Annotated in this window: 22 protein-coding genes; 10 read left to right on the forward strand and 12 right to left on the reverse strand. The window is 66.4% G+C overall.

Annotated elements, in window-relative coordinates; all coding sequences use genetic code 11:
* Window positions 1–103: 103 nt before the first annotated feature.
* Window positions 104–1,858, reverse strand: a complete 1,755-nt coding sequence (locus G9408_RS02160; RefSeq protein WP_168452501.1) for an acetolactate synthase 3 large subunit — start codon at window positions 1,856–1,858, stop codon at window positions 104–106.
* Between the two features lie 75 nt (window positions 1,859–1,933).
* Window positions 1,934–2,893 carry a tRNA (adenosine(37)-N6)-dimethylallyltransferase MiaA gene (gene miaA, locus G9408_RS02165; protein ID WP_168452502.1) on the reverse strand — a complete coding sequence of 320 codons (960 nt, stop codon included), beginning with the start codon at window positions 2,891–2,893 and terminating at the stop codon, window positions 1,934–1,936.
* On the opposite strand from miaA, the gene serB reads away from it, so the two are divergent.
* Window positions 2,892–3,776: a phosphoserine phosphatase SerB gene (gene serB, locus G9408_RS02170; RefSeq protein WP_168452503.1), complete on the forward strand. Its 885-nt coding sequence runs from the start codon at window positions 2,892–2,894 to the stop codon at window positions 3,774–3,776. The genes miaA and serB overlap by 2 nt on opposite strands.
* Before the next feature lie 31 nt (window positions 3,777–3,807).
* On the opposite strand, the gene G9408_RS02175 is transcribed toward serB, so the two are convergent.
* Window positions 3,808–4,341, reverse strand: coding sequence for a hypothetical protein (locus tag G9408_RS02175; protein ID WP_168452504.1), 534 nt, complete (start codon window positions 4,339–4,341; stop codon window positions 3,808–3,810).
* 109 nt (window positions 4,342–4,450) lie between these two features.
* On the opposite strand from G9408_RS02175, the gene G9408_RS02180 reads away from it, so the two are divergent.
* A complete protein-coding gene (locus G9408_RS02180) occupies window positions 4,451–4,801 on the forward strand; it encodes a DUF2200 domain-containing protein (protein ID WP_168452505.1) in 351 nt (116 codons plus the stop codon).
* Between the two features lie 131 nt (window positions 4,802–4,932).
* Complete coding sequence (locus G9408_RS02185) at window positions 4,933–5,340, forward strand: hypothetical protein (protein WP_210423162.1); 408 nt, start codon at window positions 4,933–4,935, stop codon at window positions 5,338–5,340.
* On the opposite strand, the gene G9408_RS02190 is transcribed toward G9408_RS02185, so the two are convergent.
* On the reverse strand, window positions 5,312–6,217 hold the full coding sequence (locus tag G9408_RS02190) for a LysR family transcriptional regulator (RefSeq protein WP_168452507.1): 906 nt from the start codon (window positions 6,215–6,217) through the stop codon (window positions 5,312–5,314). The two genes, G9408_RS02185 and G9408_RS02190, sit on opposite strands and share 29 nt — an antisense overlap.
* A 94-nt stretch (window positions 6,218–6,311) precedes the next feature.
* Between G9408_RS02190 and bla the strand changes: the two genes are divergently transcribed.
* Window positions 6,312–7,187, forward strand: a complete 876-nt coding sequence (bla, locus tag G9408_RS02195) for a subclass B3 metallo-beta-lactamase (RefSeq protein WP_168453415.1) — start codon at window positions 6,312–6,314, stop codon at window positions 7,185–7,187.
* Window positions 7,188–7,342: 155 nt separating this feature from the next.
* Here bla and G9408_RS02200 read toward each other — a convergent pair whose 3' ends face one another.
* On the reverse strand, window positions 7,343–8,512 hold the full coding sequence (locus tag G9408_RS02200; RefSeq protein ID WP_235957437.1) for an SPOR domain-containing protein: 1,170 nt from the start codon (window positions 8,510–8,512) through the stop codon (window positions 7,343–7,345).
* Between the two features lie 243 nt (window positions 8,513–8,755).
* Here G9408_RS02200 and G9408_RS02205 point away from each other — a divergent pair, with 243 nt between their 5' ends.
* Genes G9408_RS02205 through G9408_RS02215 form a run of 3 tightly spaced genes read left to right on the forward strand, consistent with a single transcriptional unit; the run spans window position 8,756 to window position 11,591 of the window.
* Window positions 8,756–9,478, forward strand: coding sequence for an AAA family ATPase (locus G9408_RS02205; protein ID WP_168452508.1), 723 nt, complete (start codon window positions 8,756–8,758; stop codon window positions 9,476–9,478).
* A 17-nt stretch (window positions 9,479–9,495) separates the two neighbouring features.
* Window positions 9,496–10,176, forward strand: a complete 681-nt coding sequence (locus tag G9408_RS02210) for a hypothetical protein (protein WP_120215850.1) — start codon at window positions 9,496–9,498, stop codon at window positions 10,174–10,176.
* 23 nt (window positions 10,177–10,199) lie between these two features.
* Window positions 10,200–11,591, forward strand: a complete 1,392-nt coding sequence (locus G9408_RS02215; RefSeq protein ID WP_168452509.1) for an SPOR domain-containing protein — start codon at window positions 10,200–10,202, stop codon at window positions 11,589–11,591.
* A 409-nt stretch (window positions 11,592–12,000) separates the two neighbouring features.
* Here G9408_RS02215 and mtgA read toward each other — a convergent pair whose 3' ends face one another.
* The 5 genes from mtgA to G9408_RS02240 all read right to left on the reverse strand — a co-directional run bounded on the left by mtgA (window position 12,001) and on the right by G9408_RS02240 (window position 16,783).
* Window positions 12,001–12,714 carry a monofunctional biosynthetic peptidoglycan transglycosylase gene (mtgA, locus tag G9408_RS02220; protein ID WP_168452510.1) on the reverse strand — a complete coding sequence of 238 codons (714 nt, stop codon included), beginning with the start codon at window positions 12,712–12,714 and terminating at the stop codon, window positions 12,001–12,003.
* 58 nt (window positions 12,715–12,772) lie between these two features.
* On the reverse strand, window positions 12,773–13,906 hold the full coding sequence (locus G9408_RS02225) for a M23 family metallopeptidase (RefSeq protein WP_168452511.1): 1,134 nt from the start codon (window positions 13,904–13,906) through the stop codon (window positions 12,773–12,775).
* 81 nt (window positions 13,907–13,987) lie between these two features.
* Entirely contained in the window at window positions 13,988–14,869 is an 882-nt protein-coding gene (locus G9408_RS16685) for a LytR/AlgR family response regulator transcription factor (protein WP_168452512.1), read from the reverse strand.
* Entirely contained in the window at window positions 14,844–15,743 is a 900-nt protein-coding gene (gene rpoH, locus G9408_RS02235; RefSeq protein WP_120215855.1) for an RNA polymerase sigma factor RpoH, read from the reverse strand. The genes G9408_RS16685 and rpoH overlap by 26 nt, the downstream gene beginning before the upstream one ends.
* Before the next feature lie 83 nt (window positions 15,744–15,826).
* The gene (locus G9408_RS02240; RefSeq protein WP_168452513.1) at window positions 15,827–16,783 is read right to left on the reverse strand and encodes an RluA family pseudouridine synthase; all 957 of its coding nucleotides are present in this window, start codon (window positions 16,781–16,783) and stop codon (window positions 15,827–15,829) included.
* A gap of 244 nt (window positions 16,784–17,027) precedes the next feature.
* Here G9408_RS02240 and G9408_RS02245 point away from each other — a divergent pair, with 244 nt between their 5' ends.
* Window positions 17,028–17,672 (forward strand): histidine phosphotransferase family protein, encoded by a 645-nt coding sequence (locus G9408_RS02245; RefSeq protein ID WP_120215857.1) that lies wholly within the window; start codon window positions 17,028–17,030, stop codon window positions 17,670–17,672.
* A 38-nt stretch (window positions 17,673–17,710) separates the two neighbouring features.
* Here the strand turns inward: G9408_RS02245 and G9408_RS02250 are convergent, their stop codons facing one another.
* Window positions 17,711–18,010 carry a HigA family addiction module antitoxin gene (locus G9408_RS02250; protein WP_168452514.1) on the reverse strand — a complete coding sequence of 100 codons (300 nt, stop codon included), beginning with the start codon at window positions 18,008–18,010 and terminating at the stop codon, window positions 17,711–17,713.
* Window positions 18,010–18,297: a type II toxin-antitoxin system RelE/ParE family toxin gene (locus G9408_RS02255; RefSeq protein WP_168452515.1), complete on the reverse strand. Its 288-nt coding sequence runs from the start codon at window positions 18,295–18,297 to the stop codon at window positions 18,010–18,012. Before G9408_RS02255 ends, G9408_RS02250 begins: the two co-directional genes overlap by 1 nt.
* A gap of 147 nt (window positions 18,298–18,444) precedes the next feature.
* Between G9408_RS02255 and G9408_RS02260 the strand changes: the two genes are divergently transcribed.
* Window positions 18,445–20,877 carry a chemotaxis protein CheA gene (locus tag G9408_RS02260; RefSeq protein ID WP_210423164.1) on the forward strand — a complete coding sequence of 811 codons (2,433 nt, stop codon included), beginning with the start codon at window positions 18,445–18,447 and terminating at the stop codon, window positions 20,875–20,877.
* Window positions 20,874–21,311, forward strand: coding sequence for a chemotaxis protein CheW (locus G9408_RS02265; protein WP_120215861.1), 438 nt, complete (start codon window positions 20,874–20,876; stop codon window positions 21,309–21,311). Before G9408_RS02260 ends, G9408_RS02265 begins: the two co-directional genes overlap by 4 nt.
* Window positions 21,312–21,350 lie beyond the last annotated feature (39 nt).

Raw genomic sequence — 21,350 nt, forward strand, 5'->3', positions numbered from 1 at the left:
GCCATACCCTTCGCCGCCGTGCAGGGACGCACCCCCCCTCCGTCAGCGCTTCGCGCTGCCACCTCCCCGCAAGCGGGGAGGATTTTGTTCCTGCTATCCATCATCACACCAGCGCTTTCGCTTCGTCGTCCATCGTGCCGGTGATGTCGTTCGGCTGGAGGATCATGTCGGTGTGCGCGGCGCCGCTCGGGATCATCGGGAAGCAGTTGGCGAGCTGCGCGACGCGGCAGTCGACGATCACTGGTCCGGGGGTGTCGATCATCCGCTGGATGCCGTCCGCGAGTTCGCCCAGATTGTCGATGCGGATGCCGGTCCAGCCATAGGCGTCGGCGAGCTTCACGAAATCGGGCAGGCTGTCCGAATAGCTGTTCGAATAGCGGCTTTCATAGGTGAGTTCCTGCCACTGGCGGACCATCCCCATCCACTGGTTGTTGAGGATGAAGATCTTCACCGGCAGGCGGTACTGGCTGACCGTGCCCATTTCCTGGATATTCATCTGGAGCGAGGCTTCGCCCGCGACGCAGATGACGAGGCGATCGGGGTGCGCGATCTGCGCGCCGACCGCCGCCGGGAAGCCATAGCCCATCGTGCCGAGCCCGCCGCTGGTCAGCCAGCGATTGGGGCTGTCGAAATGGAAATGCTGCGCCGCCCACATCTGGTGCTGGCCGACCTCGGTGGTGATGATCGGATCGCGGCCGCGGGTCGCGTCGAACAGCGCCTTGACCGCGCGCTGCGGCATGATTTCGGCGCCATCCTCTTTCTTTTCGGGAAAGTCGAGGCAGCGCGTCGCGCGCCAGCCGTCGATGCGGCGCCACCATTCGCCGAGGTCGCGCGCCTTATAACCCTTGTCGCCCCACGCCGCGATCAGCGCGTCGAGCGCGCGCCCGGCATCGCCGACGATCGCGAGGTCGACGGGGACGATCTTGTTGATCGAACTGCGGTCGATGTCGATGTGGATCTTCTTCGATTCCGGCGAGAAGGCGTCGAGGCGCCCAGTGACGCGGTCGTCGAAGCGCGCGCCGACCGCGATGATCAGGTCGGCGCGGTTCATCGCCATGTTCGATTCGTAGGTGCCGTGCATGCCGAGCATGCCGAGCCACTTGTCATCGTCCGCCGGGAAGGCGCCGAGGCCCATCAGCGTCGAGGTGACCGGCGCGCCGGTGAGCGCGACCAACTGGCGCAGCGCCGCGCTGGCATCGGGGCCGGCGTTGATCACCCCGCCGCCGGTGTAGAAGATCGGGCGCTCGGCGGCGGCGATCATCGCGGCGGCCTGGGTGATCGCGTCGGCGTCGGGATCGACCTGGGGGCGATAGCTTTTATGGTCGATCCGGTTGGGGATCGAATAGGTGCCGGTCGCGACCTGGACGTTTTTCGGAATGTCGATGACCACCGGGCCGGGGCGGCCATGGGTCGCGATATAAAAGGCCTCGTGCAGGATGGGGCCGAGGCGGTCGGGGTCCATGACGAGATAATTATGCTTGGTGCAGTGGCGCGTGATGCCGACGGTGTCGCATTCCTGGAACGCGTCGGTGCCGATCAGCGTCGTCGGCACCTGCCCGGTGAGCACGACCATCGGGATCGAGTCGAGCAGCGCGTCGGTGATGCCGGTGACGGCATTGGTCGCGCCGGGGCCCGAGGTGACGAGCACGACGCCGGGCTTGCCGGTCGAGCGCGCATAGCCCTCTGCCGCGTGGGTCGCGGCCTGTTCGTGGCGGACGAGGATGTGCTTGATCGTCGGGTGCTTGAAAAGCGCGTCGTAAATCGGAAGCACCGCGCCGCCCGGATAGCCGAACACCGTATCGACCCCAAGGTCGACCAGCGCCTGAACCACCATGTCGGCACCGCTCATTTCCGTCACGACGAAACTCCTTCTTGGCGCAAAAACGCAGCGCTTGTGCGCTGCAACAGGGTTGCGGGCAATAGGTGTATGATTCTATCCTGTCAACAGCCTTTGGCGTAATAAAATTGCTAATTCATCAATAGAATCGTAGTTTAGTGACTCGGTATGGCGTGGCCAGTCCGCCGGGGGCTGGTTGCGGAACCAGGTATATTGACGCTTGGCATATTGCCGCGTCGCGGCCTGGGTGAGGGTGAGCGCTTCGCTGCGGTCGATGGCGCCAGCCAGATATTGCGCGATCTGCGGGACGCCGATCGCGCGCATCGCGGGCAGATCGGGGTCGAGGTCGCGCGCGAGCAGCGCTTCGACCTCGGCGATCGCGCCATGATCGAACATCTGGATCAGTCGCTCGTCGCAGCGACCCCGCAGCCAGTCGCGCGGCGGCAGCAGGATCAGCGGGGCGAGGGTGATCGTGTCGCCGATGCCTCCGCTGTGCGCCGCGTGCCAATGGCCGAGCGGGTGGCCGGTCGAGCGGACGACCTCGAGCGCGCGGGTGATGCGAGTGGTGTCGGCGGGGTTGAGGCGCACGGCCGTATCGGGGTCTTCGCGGGTGAGCGCTGCATAGGCATCGGCGACGGGCAGGGCGCGGACGGCGGCGCGAACATCGGCATCGATGTCGGGGATCGGCGAAATCCCGTCGAGCAAGGTGCGGATATGCAGGCCGGTGCCGCCGACGAGGATCGGAATGTCGCCCGCGGTGTGCGCGGCGGCGATCGCGGCGCGCGCTTCATCGGCCCAGCGCGCGGCATTGTGCGGCTCGGCGGCGTCGACATGGCCGAACAGATGGTGCGGGATGCCCGCCATTTCTTCGTCGGTCGGGCGTGCTGACAGGATCCGTAGGTCGGCATAGACCTGGCTGGCGTCGGCGTTGATCACGACGCCGCGCCCGACGGTTTTTGCCAACCGTACCGCCAATGCACTCTTGCCGCTGGCGGTGGGGCCAGCGATAAGTGCGACAGGCGGCCGCGGGCCGCGAGAGGATGAAGGAGCCGCCATGTTCGTCGCGACGCTGATAGCAGCAGGAAAGCTGACCGACGAGGTGGTTCGCGAAGCGATCGACCGGCTCGACGCGACGGGGCATGATGTCGGGGCGCCGCACTGGCTGGACATCGGCGATGCCGCCGACATCGTCTTTCAGGGCAGCCTGGTCAGCGCGCGCGCCGAACTGGCCAAGATGGACCATGGCGCGCTCGACATCGTCGTCCAGCCGCAGGGCGACCGCACCAAGAAGATGATCATCGCCGACATGGATTCGACGATGATCACGGTCGAATGCATCGACGAACTCGCCGATTATGCGGGGCTGAAGCCCGAGATCGCGGCGATCACCGAGCGCGCGATGCGCGGCGAGCTGGATTTCCGCGCCGCGTTGATCGAGCGCGTCGGATTGCTGGCCGGGATGCCCGAATCGACTTTGGTCGAATGCCGGATGGAACGGGTGAAGCTGACCCGCGGCGCGCGGACTTTGGTGCAGACGATGAAGGCGCATGGTGCGTGGTCGGTGCTGGTATCGGGGGGCTTCATGCCGTTTGCGGGGCCGGTCGGCGAGGCGATCGGGTTCGACAAGGTGCTGGCGAACGAACTGGAGATACAGGGCGGCAAGCTGACCGGGCGGGTGATCGAACCGATCGTCGACAGCGCCGCAAAGCTGGAGACGCTGAAAGCCGAAGCCGCGAAGCACGGCCTGCCGCTCGCCGAGACGCTGGCGGTGGGTGACGGCGCGAATGATATTCCGATGATCACGTCGGCGGGGCTGGGGGTCGGATATTATCCGCACCCCGCGGCGGGCGAGGCCGCGGCGGCGGTGGTGCGGCATCATGACCTGACCGCGCTGCTGTGGGCGCAGGGCTATCCGCGGCGGAACTGGGTGCTGGGGTAGGGGGATAGGTAACGACCGGTTGTGGACGCTCCTAGCGGGCGCTCGACCAAATTACGCGGTCGGCCGCAGGGTCATATCGCGCAATGGCGGAATCCCTCTGATTTTCAGGAGTGAGAATGACTTCCTGGGAGGTAGCACGCCCTATTTGCGTGAGAAACCGTTCGAGCAATTCGCCGTCAGCAGCAGAACGAACCTCTCGTGGATCGAGATCCAATTCCACTTCGCCTGCTCCGAAGAAATGGCAATTCAGGCCGATTGTTCCCAGCCGATATGTTGCCAAAAATCCGTGGAATGGCCGGCGCTCGAAAATCTTTTGCAGATCGCTCGGAGGATCGGTTCGATCGCCATCGACCCAGAATTCCAGCAAATCGGGATCGGCTGTCAGCAATGACCAGACATCTTCCCACACTGGGAGCGATGCATTAAGAATGTAGATATCCCGTAATCCGCCGGCCGGCTCGAAATCCTGTGCGATACTTGACCATTCCATCGCCGCTGCATGCAACTTTCCAGTATCGGGTGCAATGTCCGCTTCCCACCCCAAAGCAGACAAGCTCCTCGTCATGCCGGACTTGATCCGGCATCCATGACTTCAGCGCCGCGGTGGATCCCGGATCAAGTCCGGGATGACGAAGGGGCGGGCGATGGTTATGGTGTCCCCCGTGGAGGCTCCGATGACCAAACACCGCATCTTTTCGATCAGCGTCGCGAGCGTCTATCCGCATTATATTGCCAAGGCGGAGAAGAAGGGGCGGACGAAGGCCGAGGTCGACGAGATTATTCGTTGGCTGACGGGGTATAGCCAGAAGGCGCTCGAGAGCGAACTGGCGAAGGGGACGAACTTCGAGGATTTCTTTGCGCGGGCGCCGCGGCTGAACCCGGCTCGAGAGCTAATCACCGGGGTGATCTGCGGGATCCGCGTCGAGACGATCGAGGATCCGCTGATGCGCGAGCTGCGCTATCTCGACAAGCTGGTCGACGAATTGGCGCGCGGGAAAGCGATGGAGAAAATCCTGCGCGGGTAGGCACTTTGACCTCTGCTGTTCCCGGTACCGGTACGCCGAAGCGGCAGCGCGAGCGGTGGCGGCGGGTTATGGCTGACGTGTCCGTCGTCGCCGGGAGGGCCAGCATGAAAATTCAAGGTTCAGGACACGCATTGCCGGGCCCGTCCAAGCCCGCGGCGATCGGCCAAGGCGAAGCCCGCTTCGACGCCGCGCTGGCGCAGGCCGGTCGGGGTGGGGACGCTTCGCGCGATGCCCCCTTGCGCGACTTTTCGAAAATGACGCGCGGCGACCTGTTCGGCTGGATGAACGAACGGATCCGCGCGGGCGAATTGTCGCTGGACGACAGTTCGGGGCTGCTGGCGCTGTCGGGTGGCGGCGCGGTCGGGGCGATCGGGTCGGGCTCGTCCGATGCGGTACCGCCAGCCGATCCGCAACACGTCGATTTCTTCCAGCTGGCGCAGGACCGTATCGCGGCGGCGCGGCATCGCCGCGAGCATGATGCCGAAGCCGCCTATCTGGTCGCGCTGGGCGTCATGCAGCGGTTTCAGGCGCCGTCCTAGCCTCCTCGTCCGCCGCGATTTCACCCGACAGCCACCCCCGGAACCGCGCCATCGCATCGCTTTCGGGGCGCGATATCAGGCGAGTGAGCCAATAGCGGCCCGCGTCGATGGTGGCGGCGAACGGCTGGACCAGAATCTCCGCCGCGAGCTCGCGGGTGAACATGGCGGGCGGGGCGAGCGCGACGCCCTGGCCGGCGGCGGCGGCGGTCGCCATCAGCGCGCTGCTGTCGAACATCGGGCCGCGCAGCAGCGGCGCGACTAGCCCGATGCTGGCAAACCAGCGCGCCCATTCGTCGCTGCGGTACGAACGCAGCAGGCGTTCGGGGATGAGGTCGGCGGGCGATTGCAGCCGCGCCGCGACGGCGGGGGCGCAGAGCGGTGCGAGTGGCGCGGCGAGCAGGGGCTCGGCGTGGGTGGCGTGCCACGCCCCATCGCCGAAGCGGATCGCGAAGTCGAGCGCTTCGCCCGCGAGATCGACGCGATTGTTGTTGGTCGCGATCCGCAGGTCGATCGACGGATGCGCGCGCGCGAAGGCATCGAGGCGCGGGAGCAGCCAGCCGGTGGCAAAGGTGCCGACGACCCCGACCTTCAGCACCTCGCGGAACCGCCCGTCGGCATATTGATCGAGCGTCGCGGCGACGCGATCGAAGGCATCGGCGACGACGGGGACGAGCGCCTGCCCCTCGTCGGTGAGCGCGAGGCCGCGTGGCAGGCGGTGGAACAGGCGGGTGCCGAGGCGGCGTTCGAGCTGCGCCACCTGATGGCTGACCGCGCCCTGGCTGACGCAAAGCTCGATCGCGGCGCGGGTGAAATTGAGGTGGCGCGCGGCGGCATCGAAGGCGCGCAGGGCGTTCAAGGGGAGCTGGGCGCGGTCCATAGCCTGCTATCAATTATTCTCATGGCTTTGTCGAGAATTCATGCTTTGTCGGGCGGGCGCCCGCTTGGCATCCTGACCGCGAAGGGAGACGATGATGTTCGAAGCAATCAGCCTGTTGGCCTGGCTCGCCGCGGCGAGCGGGGCGCCGGTTCCCGGGGTCGATCCGCTGACCCAGCCGATCGTCACGTCGCGCTCGGCAGAGTGGCTGGCGCCCGCGAGGCCGGAGAAAATTCTGGGGAACAGCTATCTGGTCGGGTTCGGCGGGATGAGCGTCGTGCTGATCGACACCGGCGCCGGGCTGGTGCTGGTCGATGGCGCGCTGCCGCAGGCGGCGCCCGCAATCCTGGCGAACGTCCGCGCGTTGGGGTTCGATCCCAAAGACATCAAATTTATTCTGAGCACCGAGCCGCATTTCGACCATGCGGGCGGGATCGCGGCGCTGGCGCGCGACACCGGCGCGACGGTGGTGGCGAGCGCGCGCGGCGCCGAGGGGTTGCGGTCGGGGCGGCACGCCGCCGACGATCCGCAGCTTGCCTATGGCGGCAGCTGGCCCGCGGTCACGACGCCGATGCGCGTGATGGCGGACGGCGAGGTGCTGCGGCTGGGCAAGACCGCGATCACCGCGCATGCGACCCCGGGGCATACGATGGGCAGCATGAGCTGGAGTTGGCAGGCGTGCGCCGATGAAGGTGGGGCGGAGGCGTGCAAGGCGATCGTCTTTGCGTCGAGCCTGAACCCGGTGTCGGCGGACGATTATAAATTCAGCAGCGCGGCGGGAGCGCCGTTTGTGGCGGCCTTTGCGCAAAGCTGGCGCACGGTCGAAGCGCTGAAATGCGACATATTGATCGCGGCGCATCCCGACAATGCGGGCGAGGGGCGGTATAACGCCAGTCCCGGCGCGTGTCGGAGCTATGCTGATCGGTCGCGTCAGGCGCTGACGAAGCGGTTGGCGGCGGAGAAGGGGGAGTAGATGGGTTTCAATCCTCCCTGTGGCGAAGCCATGGGGAGGTGGCAGCGCGAAGCGCTGACGGAGGGGCGATAGCGCTACCGTCGCAAAGCCCCTCCACCACTTGCTTCGCAAGCGGTCCCCCTCCCCATGGCTTCGCCACAGGGAGGATTTTGGCGTTACTTATCCACCACCAGACAGGCCTGTCCGCTCTTGCTGAGCGCGGCGCAGAAATTGTTGGCTTCACCCTTGTTGGCAAAGCCGCCGGTCTGGAGGCGGGTGACCTTGCCCGTCTTGAGGTAGATCGGCTGGCGCGCGGCGACGGCAGCGTGTTTCTTGCCGAGCGATGCCCAGAGGTTGCGGGCGTTGGCCTCGACACCAAAGGCGCCGAGCTGGGCGCGCCAGGGGCTGTTGCCGCCGGTGGGGCGCGCCGGGGTCGGGGTTTCGCGGACCGCGATGGGCGCGTTGTTTGCCGGTTTCGGCTTGGGCGCGGCGGCAGCGGGCGGTTGTTTTTCGCTCGTGGGCGGCGGGGCATAGGTCGTGCCGGGCTTGCTCTTGGCGGCGTCGGCGGCGGCGGTGGCTTCGACCGCGGCGATCGTGGCGGCCCGGGCGGCGGGGGTGGGCGGAGCCGGGGTCGCGATCACCGGCGGCGGCGTGTAGCTGGCGCCGGGAACCGAGGCGGGGAGGCTCGCGGTCTTGATCGGTGAGGGCGGCGCGGCGCTGGCCGCGGGCGCTGGCGTCGAAGCGGTCACCGCGGCGAGCCGCGCGCGCGCTTCACTTTTTTCGATCTCGGGCAGCATCGCGAGGCCGCGCTGGCGCTGTTCGAGCGGGATCAGGCTGTCGAGCTGCGCGAGCCGTGCCGAGGCGATGCCGAGCCCGGCGTCGCTGGCGCGCTTGGTCAGCGCATAGGCGCGGGCCAGATCGCGCGGGGCGAGGTCGCCGTTGAAATGGGCGGTGCCAAGGACATATTGGGCGCGCGGCTCGCCGCGCTCGGCCGAGCGGGTGATGAAGGGCATGGCTTCGTCGCGGCGGTTCGCGGTGAACAGGACGAGGCCGAGATTATCCTCGGCCTGCAAATGCCCCTGTTTGGCGGCGCGGCGATACCAGGCCTCGGCCTGCGCCAGATCGGTGGGGACGCCGCGGCCGAGCTTGTACGCCTGGCCGAGATTGAACTGCGCATCGGCATCGCCCGCAAGCGCGGCGGGGCGCCATTCGGCGACGGCACCCTGATAATCGCCGCGCTGCCACGCATCGACGCCGTCCTTGACATCGGCATGGGCGGGTGCGGCGAGCATCGACGCCGCGAGCAGCGGCAGCGCCAGCGAGACGGCGGTGCGGAAGTGAGGCATCTTGTTCTCCAATGACTTGCATTGCTGCAGTCCCCGACGGCTTTTTAGGGTGGAATGGCTAACAGCGCGTTAGCAACCCGCAGCTTGTGCCATATCTGGTCCATTTCGGGACAGGTTGATGTTGAACGCTTGTTAACCATGATCGCGAGCGGGCCGTTCACCTTCTTTTTATCATCGTTAACTCAATTTTAGCGCCCCGCATGGCATTCCACCGCCAATTACTGGTTTTTCAGGGGGACAGCTGTGCGCGTTTTGGCATTGGCTTCACAAAAAGGCGGGTCGGGAAAGACGACCCTGTCGGGGCATCTCGCGGTACAGGCGCAGCTGGCGGGCGCTGGCCCGGTTGTCCTGATCGACATCGATCCGCAGGGCTCGCTCGCCGACTGGTGGAACGAGCGCGAGACCGACCTTCCGGCCTTTGCGCAGACCACCGTCGCGCGGCTGGCATCCGACCTGGAAATCCTGCGTCAACAAGGGTTTAAACTCGCGGTCATCGATACGCCGCCCGCGATAACCATGGCGATCCAGAGCGTGATTTCGGTCGCTGAACTGATCGTCGTGCCGACGCGGCCCTCGCCGCACGACCTGCGCGCCGTCGGCGCCACCGTCGACCTTTGCGAACGCGCCGGCAAGCCGCTGGTGTTCGTCGTCAACGCCGCGACCCCGAAAGCGAAAATCACCAGCGAGGCCGCGGTCGCGCTGTCGCAGCATGGCACCGTGGCGCCGGTCACGCTGCACCACCGCACCGATTATGCGGCGTCGATGATCGACGGCCGCACGGTGATGGAGGTCGATCCCAATGGCCGCTCGGCCGAAGAGATCCGCCAGCTGTGGACCTATATGAACGATCGGCTGGAGAAGAATTTCCGCCGCACGGTGTTCGCGGCGCCGATCCCGACGCAGGGCAATTATGGCGCGGTGCGCCCGATGGGTGGTGGCTTTGGCCGCCGCATCGCTGGCCAGTGACGGGAGGGATCGGAACCATGGGCGAACCCAAACCTCTCGCATCGCTGAGCGCCGGATTGCTGGCCCGCAAGGGCGGCGCACGGCCCGCCATGCGCCGTCAGCCGCTCGGCAGCGGCCCCGCACCGGTCAACGCGGTCGGCTATGACGATCTTGGCTGGAACGACATGGGCTATGACGTCGATCCCGACCAGTCGGGCGAACCGGCGCGAATGCTCGACCTGAAGCCGCTGCTCACCGGGTCGGTGCTGGCGCATAATGCCGAAGCCGAACATGCGGTCGACGACAGCGTCGGCCACGAACTGACCGATGCGATCGCCGAGGATTATGCTGCGGCAGATCATGGTGCCGAGGCTTTCGAGCCGGAAGTGCATGAAGTGCCCGAAATCGTTCGCCAGCAGGAATCGCTGATCGACCGCGTCGCCGCCGTGGCGCGCAAGGTCGAGGCGCGGCCCGAGCCGAAAGCGAAGAAGGAAAAGGCGCCGCGCGCATTGCGGGCTCGCGAAAAGGCGGCGTTCACGCTGCGGCTCGATGCCGAACGGCATCTCAGGCTGCGGCTGGCGAGCGCGGTGACCAACCGGTCGTCGCAGGTGATCCTGACCGATCTGCTCGACGAATATCTGGCGTCGCTGCCCGAAATCGACGCGATGGCAAGCCGCCTGCCGGCGGCGCGCCCGACGCGCCAGACGATGCCGCGCTGAACCAATCAAGAGGGGACCGAGTCATGAACCGCAAGATGCTGATGAACCTCGCCATGTCGGGCTTTGTCCTGAGCGTTGCGACCGGATGCAGCGGGATGGGGGCGATGGCCGAAGCGCCGTCGCGCGCCGCGGGCAAGCCCGCGCTCGCCGCCAAATCGGCCGATCAGGCGCGCGCCGCACTGGAGGCCGGGAAGGTCAGCAAGGCGGTCGGCCTGGCCGAAGCCGCGGTGGCGGGAAGCCCGCGCGACGCAAGCTATCGTGCGCTGCTGGGGCAGGCCTATTTGAATGACGGTCGCTTCGCGTCGGCGACGGCGGCGCTCACCGAAGCGATGGAACTGGGCGCGACCGACAGCAATACGATCATCGCGCTGACGCTGGCGCATATCGCGCAGGGCAAGGGCGCCGAGGCGATCACGCTGCTCCAGGCGCATCGCGACACCGTCCCCGCATCGGACATCGGGCTGGCGCTGGCGCTGGCCGGGGATAGCGAAGGCGCGATCTATGTGCTGACCGACGCGGCGCGCGCGCCCGACGCGAGCGCGCGGACGCGCCAGAATCTGGCGCTGGCCTTTGCCCTGTCGGGGCGCTGGGCGCAGGCGCAGATTTTGGCATCGCAGGACCTGTCGCCCGCCAAGCTGGAAGCGCGGATGGCCGAATGGTCGAAGCTTGCCGAAACCCCGAACGCTCAGCTGCGCGTCGCGAGCCTGATCGGCACCAAGGCGCAGAGCGACACCGGGATGCCGGTTCGTCTGGCGCTGAGCAATTTTGCCGACACCCAGATGGCCGCCGCCGAGGCGCCTGTCGAACTGGCGAGCGCCGATCCGGCGCCGGTCGCCGCCTATGCGCCGCCGCCGCCGGTACTTGCGGACGCGAGCAGCGCGATCCGCAGCGTCGAATTGCCGATGCCCGAACGCACCGCCGATGGCGTGGTGCCGGTCACCGAATTGCCGCAGCCGAAGCCCGCGAGCGAAGTCATCATGGCCGATGCCGCCCCTTACCGCGCCGCGCCGCGCGTCGCGGGCGAGGGACGCATTCGCCCCGCGCAGCAACAGGCGCTGGAACTGGCGACCGTGCTGATCCCGAAGGCGATCGCGTTCAACGCGCAAAAGCCGTCGGGCTGGGCGGTGCAGCTGGGTGCCTATGACAGCCTGGGGATCGCCAAGGAAAAATGGGGCGGGCTGAAAAAGCGCAATGGCGTGCTGGCCAATTTCCCGGCATCGAGCCACGCGGCGACGGTGAACGGGCGCACCTTCTATCGCCTGACCGTCAACGGCCTGGCGACCCGCGCCGATGCGAACAATCTGTGCCGCGAGCTGAAGGCGAAGGGCCAGACCTGCTTCGTCCGCGCGATGGGCGGCAGCGAAAGCATCCAGTGGGCGGCGAAATCCAGCCCGATGCGGCTTGCTTCGCGATGATTTGAGTTTCCCAGCCTGTCGGCGGGATCGATGGAAAAGGGGCGGGGCCGAATGGCTGCGCCCCTTTTCTGTTGGGGCGGAAGGTCTTTTCCTCCCTGCGAAGGCGGGGATCTTGCTTGGGCTTAAATTCGAGAGGGTGAGATCCCGGCCTGCGCCGGGATGACGAGGGGGGTGGGGTCCTTGGCACCAAGCAGCAAGCCTGTCCGATCCTCCCTGTGGCGAAGCCATGGGGAGGTGGCAGCGCGAAGCGCTGACGGAGGGGCTTTGGCGCTACCGTCGCGGCCCCTCCACCACGCCCTACGGGCGCGGTCCCCCTCCCCATCGCTGCGCGACAGGGAGGATTGGCGCGGATTGCGTCGCGGTGCTGTGTTGCGCGGCCTTCGTCATTCCCCCGGACGCGGCTGCAGACCTAGTTGTAGATGCACCCGTCCAGCCCGTCGCGGCGGACCTGGCCGATCCGCCGCTGGATCGTGTTGCCGTAGCGGCGCGTAAAGCCCGATGGGCTGACCGCTTCGCGTTTCTTGGGGAGCGGGAGGATTGCGGCGATGCGGGCGGCTTCGGCGGGGGTCAGCTTGCTCGCGCCATGCTTGAAATAGCGCTGTGCGCCGGCTTCGACGCCATAGGTACCGATGCCGGTCTCGGCGACGTTCAGATAGACTTCCATGATCCGCCGCTTGCCCCAGATCGTTTCGATCAGGAAGGTGAACCATACTTCGGGCACCTTGCGGACATAGCGGGTCCAGCCGCTGCCCTGCCACAGGAAGACATTTTTCGCGGTCTGCTGGCTGATCGTCGATCCGCCGCGCATCCGCTTGCCCTTGGCGTTGCGTTCGATCGCCTGTTCGATCGCTTCGGTATCGAAGCCGTTGTGCGAGCAGAATTTGCCGTCCTCCGCGGCGATCACCGCGCGGACCATGTTGCGGTCGGTGGCGGACAGGCTGGTCCAGTCCTTGGTGATGCCGTTGCTGTCGGCGAGCATCGTGAAGGTCACCGGCGGCGGCACGACCGCATAGAGCAGCACCCACAGCACCGAAATCGCGATGAACCACAACAGCCATTTGAACGGTCGCAGGTACCAGGGGAGATTGCGGCGCTTCGGGCGTTTTTTGGCGGCGGTCGTCATGCCGTTTTCATAGCCGCTTGCCGATGGTCGGCAAGCGGCTGATTGACATGATGCCTTTTCAGGGCGCCTTGGGCCGCTCGCCGCGCTTGCCAATCGGCGCCGCGTCGAACGCGATCACCGCATTGGCGGGCGGCAGGCCGTCGATGGCCCGTGCGGCCACTGGTTGCCAGGCTTTTCGCTCGTTGAAGTCGGCGATGTCGGCGTAGCGTCCGACGATCCGCCCGGCGCCAAAGCGATAGGGCAGGCCTTCGCCGTCGAGCGGCGCGGCGCGGTCGGCGATATGCAAATGGAGATGCGGGCGGGTGACATGCCCCGACGATCCGACGCGTCCGATCACCTGTCCGCGCCGCACCCGCGTGCCGACCCTGATCCCGATGCCAGGCGCCAGATGCTGGTAAAAGGCAAAGCGGCCATCGGGCAGGCGCAGCACGATCATCGCCCCGGTTTCATCCTCGACGCTGGCGGGCGCGCCGGGGGCAGCCACCTCCTTGACCGTCACCACCTCGGCGTCAGCGACCGCGAGCACGTCGGCGCCCGATCCGTCGGCGGCGACGTCGGTGCCGGTCGAACGGGGATCAAAGCCCGCCGCGGGCATCCAGTCGATCGCGTGCCGTCCGGGCAGGCGCACGCGGCCGCTGACGGCATAGGGAAAGCGGCGATGGCCGTTGTCGACATCGGGCAGCGCGACCGCGGTCCATGGCCCGCCGCGCAGCGGGGCGCCCAGCGCCGCGGCAAAGGCGCGCGTCGGGGTGAATTCGCCGCCGGCGATCGTGACGCGGGCGCCCGGACCGCTGGCGCGGATCGGTGTCAGGCTGATCCGGTGAACGAGCGTCTTGGCATCGCCGCCCGCCCACGCGATCGACAGGTAAAAGATCGCGCGGCCGCCCGGCGCGATTTCGGTCGCGCCGCCCGGCTGCGCGCCGATCCGGCGCATCGGTCCGGCCGGGTCGATCCGGGCGACGCAGGCGCCATGCGCCGCCGGGCAAATGTCGATGGCGTCGATCGCGAGCGGCTGCGCGGCGAAATTGGTGGCGTGCAGCTCATAGACCAGCCGGTCCGCGCCATCGATCCGCGCGATCGACGGCACATAAGGAACCTCGAGATGGAGCGACTGAAAGGGACGCACCGCCGCAGGCTCGGCAATCGGTGCGGGGGTGGGGGCGGCAAGGGCGATCAGCAGGGCAAAGATCATCGGCAGGGCTCCAGTCAGGAAATTGGCCTGCGCTTTGGCGCCGAGAGGCACCCGCAATCGAGCGCCGATCTGTAGGCGGGATTATGGCACCGGTTCGGCGGGCGGCGATCGGGGCGCCAGCAGCATCGCCAGATTGGCGCGATAGCGGCGGCTCAGCCGCAACTCGGCGCCGCTCGTCAGCCGGACATGGGCATCGCCGCGCCCGATCGGCGCGATTTCGCGCACCCGGTCGATCCGGATCAGCGCGCCGCGATGGATGCGCGCAAACTGGCCGGCGGGCAGCCGCTCGGCCAGCGAGGTGAGCGACTGTTCGATCAGATGGGCGCCGTGCGCGCTGTGGATTTCGGCATAATCGCCCGCAGCGCCGATCCAGTCGATGCTGTCAAAGCGAAGGCGGTGGACGGTGCCGCGATTGCGGACGACCAGCGCATCGTCGTCGGTCGTCGGGGACGATGCGGCGCGCGCCGCCTGTCGCCGCGGCCAGCGCAGCCAGCCGATCGTCAGGCCGACGAGCGCCAGATAGAGGAGGCCGCTCGTATCGAGGTTGCGCACGAACATGACCGACGTCATCTCCCAACGCGTCGCGGCCGCTCCGCCGCGATAGACCGGCCAATAGATCAGCGCGAACAGCAGGACATGCGCGCCGACGACCACCGGCCACAGCGACAGATAGGCGATGATGCGGAGCGACAGGCGGCGTATGCGGCGCTCGATCGCGATCACCGCGCCGACGATCGGCCAGCTCAGCAGCGCCCAGATCGAATAGATCGCCGCCGTATAGCCGAAGGTCGGCCACCAGGGTTGGGGGGTGCCGCGATAGGCGGCGAGGAAATTGCCCTGCAACGCCTGCGCCAGCGCGACGAGCGCCCAGCCCGACAGGATGATCGCGCTCCACGCGCGCCGATTGTCGGACAGGAGCAGCCGCCGCGCCCGCGGCTCAGGCGCTGACGAGGCGCCGGTCACCGGCGAGCTTCAGCATCGCCTTTTGCAGCTTTTCGAACGCGCGCACCTCGATCTGGCGGACGCGTTCGCGGCTGACGTCGTAAACCTGGCTCAGATCCTCGAGCGTCTTGGGATCGTCGGTCAGGCGGCGCTCGGTCAGGATATGGCGTTCGCGCTCGTTCAGCGTTTCCAGCGCTTCGCTGAGCAGCGAATGGCGCAGGTCGCGTTCCTGTGCCTCGGCAACGCGCTCGTCCTGGAGCGGGCCTTCGTCGCCGAGCAGATCCTGCCACTGGCTGTCGCCATCTTCGCCCATCGGGACGTTCAGCGAGGTATCGCCGCCCATCGCCATGCGGCGGTTCATGCTGGTGACCTCTTCCTCGGTCACGCCAAGGTCGGTCGCAATCTTGGCCAGATGTTCGGGCGACAGGTCGCCATCCTCGAACGCCTCCAGATTGTTCTTCATCCGGCGGAGGTTGAAGAACAGCTTCTTCTGCGCCGCGGTGGTGCCCATTTTGACGAGGCTCCACGACCGCAGGATGAATTCCTGGATCGAGGCGCGAATCCACCACATCGCATAGGTGGCGAGGCGGAAGCCGCGCTCGGGGTCGAATTTCTTCACCCCCTGCATCAGTCCGATATTGCCTTCGCTGATCAGCTCGCTGACCGGCAGGCCATATCCGCGATAGCCCATCGCGATCTTGGCCACGAGGCGCAGATGGCTGGTGACGAGCTGCGCCGCAGCTTCGTTGTCGCCATGCTCCTGAAACCGCTTTGCGAGCATATATTCCTGCTCGGGGGTCAGCAGAGGGAATTTGCGAATTTCGGCCAGATAGCGGTTCAGGCTGGCTTCGCCGCCGAGCGCTGGCACCGTGGCCGGAACATTGCTTTTAGCCATTGGAGAGCTTCTTCCCTTTTATATCTTGAGTCAGAATATGCCGCGGTTGGCTCCAGCGGTCAAAATAGATTTTCATTCGAAACCTAAACGCGCAATTCATCGATCAGTTCCCGCATGTCCGCTGGGAGTTCGCTGTCGAGCGCGATCCTGTTACCGGTCACCGGATGAATAAAGCCCAAATGAGCCGCGTGCAATGCCTGCCGCGCGAAATTCCGTGCTTTGAGGACTTCCGACAGCGGCTTTTTGGCGCGTCCATAGACCGGGTCGCCGACCAGCGGATGGCCGATATGCATCATGTGGACGCGAACCTGATGGGTGCGCCCAGTTTCCAGCCGGCATTCGACCAGCGTCGCGCCCGCCAGCGGCTCGATCGTGCGATAATGGGTCACCGCGCGCTTGCCGCGCCCTTCGCCGACGACCGCCATTTTCTTGCGATTGGTGGACGAGCGGCCGAGTTCGGCGTCGACCGTGCCGTTCGCGGGCATCGGACGTCCTGTCGCGATCGCGATATAGCGGCGGTCGATGCTGTGCGCGGCGAACTGCTTCGCCAGCCCTTCGTGCGCGCGGTCATGCTTGGCCGCGACGATCAGCCCGCTGGTGTCCTTGTCGATGCGGTGGACGATGCCGGGCCGCGCGACCCCGCCGATCCCCGACAGCTGGCCCGCGCAATGATGAAGCAGCGCGTTGACCATCGTCCCGTCGAGATTGCCGGCCGCGGGATGGACGACCATGCCCGCGGGCTTGTCGACGACGATCAGATGCTCGTCCTCGAACGCAATCGCCAGCCCCATATCCTGCGCGACATTGTGCGCCGGGGCGGCGGCGGGGACGCGCACTTCGAGAGTGGCGGGAGCCGCGGCCTTTGCTGCGGGATCCCACAGGATCGTGCCGCTGTTGTTGGAGACGCGACCGCCCTTGATCAGGCTCTTGACCCGCTCGCGCGACAGGCTGGGCAGCGCTTCGGCGAGCGCGCGGTCGAGGCGCAGTCCTGCCGCACTGTCCGCCAGCGCCACGGTCAAAATATCATCATCCCCCTGCATTGGTCAGGATGTGGAAACTGGCGGCGCAATTTCAAGGGGAGGGGGCTTCGCTGCCACGTCAACGCACCATAACGTCATCCCGGCGCAGGCCGGGATCTCACCCTGGCGGAATGACGCACCGGCGAGATCCCGGCCTTCGCCGGGATGACAAACTATAGGGATCGTTCTTGCTCTGAACCGGCTCGGTGTCCTAGGGAGCATGCGCGCGCCGCTGATGTCTGGCTTGCGGGGAGTTAACCAATTCATGTCCGACGACCGCGTCGATTTTGCCTCCATGCTGGCCTCGCGCCTGTGCCACGACCTTTTGAGCCCGGTCGGTGCGTTCGCCAACGGGCTCGAACTGCTCGCCGACGAAAAAGATCCGGCGATGCGCGAACGCTGTTTCGAACTGCTCGAACAGAGCGCGCGGACGTCGGCGAACAAGCTGAAATTCTTTCGTCTCGCCTTTGGCTCGGCCGGCGGCTTTGGCGAACTCGTCCCCGCCGACGAGGCCAAATCGGCGATTCAGGGGATCATCGGCGACCGCGCGATCGACCTCAACTGGATGATCGGGACCGAGCCGCTGCCCAAACCGGCGGTGAAGATCATCCTCAACCTGTCGCTGCTCCTCGTCGACGCGCTGGTGCGCGGCGGCCGACTCGACGTCGGCTGCGAAAAGCAGGGGGAGGGCATCGAAATTGCCCTGCATGTCGAGGCCGAGCGCATCTTCCTCGACGCCGACGTCGAACGCATCCTGGCCGAAGGCGAGGGCGCAAGCCCGATGACCTCGCGCACCGCGCCCGCGGTGCTGGTGCAAGCGGTCGCGCGCCAGAGCGGCGGTACCGTCATGCTCGCCCGCGAAACGCCGACGTCGCTGCTGGTCGGCGCGGTGCTGCGCGGGCGCGGGTAACGGCTCTCTGCAAGACGGGTATTTGCCTGCCCGAAAAACTATGCCGCGATCAGGCTGCGAACGGCCAGTTCGGTGCCGTGCTCGCGAGCCTTTGCCAGTTCGTAGCGGGCCTGCATCCGCATCAGCGTTTCGGCCTTCACACCGAAGGCGTTTTCGAACCGGATCGCCATCTCGGCGGTCAGCGCATAGCGACCGTTGAGCAAGCCGCTGATCGCTTGGCGGCTGACCCCAAACGCCTCGGCCAGATCGTTGATCTTGACGCCGTGCGCCTCAACGATTTCCGTCTTCAGCCATGCCCCGGCGTGGATCGCAAACGACGGGTGAACCTTGATAGCCATCAGTGATAATCCTCTAAATCCAGATCGATGATCGCATCCTGATCATCGATCGCGAATGTCATGCGCCAGTTGCGCGTCACGGTCATCGCCCAGGTCCCGGCGCGGTCCCCGGTCAGGGGATGAAAGCCGTAGTTGGGCGGGGTCGCAAGTTCGTCCAGCGAGTCCGCGGCGATGAGGAAGTTCAGCATCTTGAACAACCGGTCGGTCAAATCACCCGGCAAGCCCTTCGGCTTTCCGGTTTCGACAAACCGACGGAGCGCCTTGTGCCGGATGCTCCCAATCTCCATGCGTAAAGCAATGCCTTACATTTCGTCATTCGTCAAGCGATAATGTAATGCGTCGCTTTACGTATGGCGGCGCCTGTCGCCGAGATTCGACCGGTCATCGCCGAAAGGCGGGAGAATATGCAAACCCTACATTAACCATTATCGGCCATGGTGCTGCTTCAGTTTCTGGGGCGCACCGGTACCGTGATAGACGATCTGCTGAACGACTTTTTGGCCGAAACGGCGGAAATCCTGTCCGAAGCGGGCGGGGCACTGGTGGCGTGGGAAGCCGATCCGGCCGACCGGGCGCAACTCGACGCCATTTTCCGGCTCGTCCACACGATCAAGGGCAGCTCGGGCTTTCTGTCGTTGCCGCGCGTCACCGCACTGTCGCACGCCGCCGAAGATGCGCTCGATCAGGTGCGGCGCGGCAAGCGCGAGGCCAATTCGGCGCTGGTCACCGGGGTCCTTGGCATCATCGACCGGCTGAACATCCTGTGCGCCGCCCTGGGCAAGGATGGCGTCGAACCGACCGGCGATGATAGCGATGTGATTGCGGCGCTCGGCGAGCAGGCGGCGCCGACCGAGACGCGGTACGAGGTTGCCGGCGTGCCGCTGCGCCGCGACGATGATTTTCAGGCCGAACTGCAAAGCTGGCGATCGATCCGGGTGCCGCTGCCGCTGCTCGACAGCGTGATGACGGGGGTCACCGACATCGTCCTCGCGCGCAACGAATTTGCCCGGATGCTGCGTGAATCGGGTGCCAGCGCGACGGTGATCGCGTCGTTCGACCGGCTGTCGGATTCGATCGCCGGGATGCGCCAGTCGGTCAGCCAGATGCGGATGCAGCGCATCGACAAGCTGTTTGCGCCGCTGCCGCGGATCGTGCGCGACCTGGCGCAGGATATGGGCAAGAAGATCGCGTTCCAGACCAGCGGCGGCGAAGTCGAGCTCGACCGCGAGATGATGGAAAATATCCGCGACCCGCTGATCCACATCGTCCGCAACGCGATCGACCATGGCATCGAAGCGCTGGAGGACCGCGTCGCGGCGGGCAAGGACATCACCGCGACCATATCGGTGTCGGCGCGTCAGTCGGGCAATCAGATCGAAATCGAAATCCGCGACGACGGCCGCGGCATGTCGCCCGACGCGCTGGTCGCCAAGGCGATCGCGTCGCGCGCGATCACCGCCGCCGAGGCGCGCGCGCTGTCGCCCAAGGACAAGCTGGAGCTGGTCTTTCGCCCCGGCTTTTCGACTGCGGCGAAGATTACCGAAGTTTCGGGGCGCGGCGTCGGCATGGACATCGTCAAGGCGAATGTCGAAAAGATCGGCGGCGTCGTCGAGCTGCGCAACGACGAAGGGCGCGGCCTTTCGATCCTGCTCCGCGTGCCGATGACGCTGACCATCATTTCGGGGCTGATGGTGCGCGCGGCGGGCCAATATTTCGCCATCCCGCGCGGCGCGGTCCGCGAAATCCTGCTCGAAAATGGCGACACGGTGCGGATCGACCGCGTCGGGGGCGGCGAACTGGCGATGGTGCGCGGCGAACAATATCCGCTGTTGCGGCTGGAAACGGTGCTGGGACGCGCGGCGAGCGACGATGATGACATCGACGACCGGGCGCTGGTGATTGTGCGGCCGGGACAGGGGCAAAGCTATGCGCTGAGCGTCGCGGCGATCCACGATCATGAGGAACTGGTGATCAAGCCCGCCGCGCCGATGATCATGGCGACCGGGCTTTATGCCGGGACGACGTTGCCCGACAACGGCCGCCCCGTGTTGCTGCTCGACGTGCAGGGGCTGGTGGCGGCCGCAGCGATCGATGCGACCGAAGCCGGCCGCAATCATGATCAGATCGTTGCCGCCGAAGCGCAGGCCAATGCGGCGCGCAACGCGGCGCAGCTGCTGCTGTTCCGCGACACCAATGGCCGGGTCCGCGGCGTCCGCTTGTCGGTGATCGAGCGGGTCGAGGACGTGCCCGCATCGGCGCTGTTCGAAAGTGCGGGACGGGTTCAGGCCCAGATCGGCGACGATATTTTCGCGGTTCATGCCGCAAAACTCCCCGAGACCGAGGGCTCGCTCAAGCTGCTCCGCCTCTACGACGGTCATTCGGTACTTTGTTATCCGATCGCCGAAGTCATCGACATTGTGCGCCTGCCCGATGCGGTTCAGCCGTCGGCGGCGCCGGGGCTGATCGCGGGCGTCGTGCTCGTCGGGGGCGATCCGGTCGAGCTGATCGATCCGTTCTGGCTGATGGCGCAATATGCGGCGGGCGCCGCCGCGCCGGTGCCGCACCAACCGCTTTGCCGCCTTGCCGACGACCATGACGGGTGGGGTGACAATTTCCTCGCGCCGATCCTGCGGAGCGCCGGGTATCGCGTGCTGTCGGGCAGCGAAGATGTCGACGAGGCGCCCGATGTGCTGCTGTGCCTGACCGAGGATGGCGCGTCCTGTACGCATAGCGGCGAGGAAATTCCGGTGATCCGCCTGCGCAGCGCGATTGCCGCGACCGGACCCGATGATGAAACCGTCTATCGCTACGACCGGCAGGCGTTGCTCGACGCCCTGGCGCGTCGCGTCGGGGGAGGCCGGGCATGATGGAAAAGCTGTATCTGATCGCGCGCATCGCCGACACGCGCGTCGCGCTGCGCAGCCGCGCCATCAATTCGGTGGTCACCGTCGGGACGCCGGTCGAGGTGCCGGGCGCGCCGCCGCATGTCGCGGGGCTGTTCGCGCTGCGCAGCCGCGTCTTTACGCTGATCGATCCGCATGTGGTGATCGGCCTGCCGCCGGTCCCCGTCGCACCCGGCCAGCGGGTGATCGTCGTCGATGTCGCCGATCATGGCTACGCCTTGCTCGCCGACGAGATCGAGGATGTCTGCTTCATCGACGCGCCCGAAACGCGGGTCGCGGGCAAGCTGCTGCCGGGTTGGGCGCGCGTGGCCGACGCGATGATCGAACATGAAGGCGCTTCGCTGCTGGTCGTCGATCCGTCGCATTTCATCACCCTGCCGGTGATGAAAGCCGCGTGAGTTAACGGGCTGGATACGCATTCACACTAGCATGACGTG

Origin of the sequence: Sphingopyxis microcysteis, assembly GCF_012274265.1 — a bacterium.
GTDB classification, from domain to species: Bacteria; Pseudomonadota; Alphaproteobacteria; order Sphingomonadales; family Sphingomonadaceae; genus Sphingopyxis; species Sphingopyxis microcysteis.